Raw genomic sequence first — 435 nt, 5'->3', positions numbered from 1 at the left:
TCGGAATGGAAGAGGCCGATGATCTGGTCGACCTCCTGAATGCGCAATACGCAAGGCGCGGAGGGACGACCCATTGACCTCGACCACCGACTTCATTGTCGAGTTGGTCCGAGCCGCGAACGAGGTCGAGAAGCTCCGCGGCGAAGAAGCTCGCCGCCTGCTCAACCGCGCAATTAGGACGATCCGCGATATGCGCGAAACAATCGGGATACCTAGCAGTCATACATCGTCCGACGTGGTGATCGACCTACAGACGACAGCTGTGGCCCTGGGATTGGGCAATCGATCGGCTGATCAGGTCAAGGCCGCGGTCCTTGACGCCGCCGGCATAATCCGGGACCTGCATATCCTGCTGGATACGGGGACGGAAATTCAGATTGAGACGAAATGAAAACGGGGCGAAGCCCGGCTTTCGGTCCGGGTCGAAGTCCTGAC

Annotated in this window: 1 protein-coding gene; it reads left to right on the top strand. The window is 59.3% G+C overall.

Translation table 11 applies throughout. The features are described 5' to 3' along the window. Window positions 1–73: 73 nt before the first annotated feature. A complete protein-coding gene (locus GQ59_RS30425; RefSeq protein ID WP_037088682.1) occupies window positions 74–391 on the top strand; it encodes a hypothetical protein in 318 nt (105 codons plus the stop codon). The last annotated feature ends 44 nt before the right edge of the window (window positions 392–435 follow it).

Origin of the sequence: Neorhizobium vignae (assembly GCF_000732195.1) — a bacterium.
Classification (GTDB): domain Bacteria; phylum Pseudomonadota; class Alphaproteobacteria; order Rhizobiales; family Rhizobiaceae; genus Neorhizobium; species Neorhizobium vignae.
The sequence above is the reverse complement of the archived record's forward strand: the minus strand, read 5'-3'. Positions and strand labels throughout refer to the sequence as shown.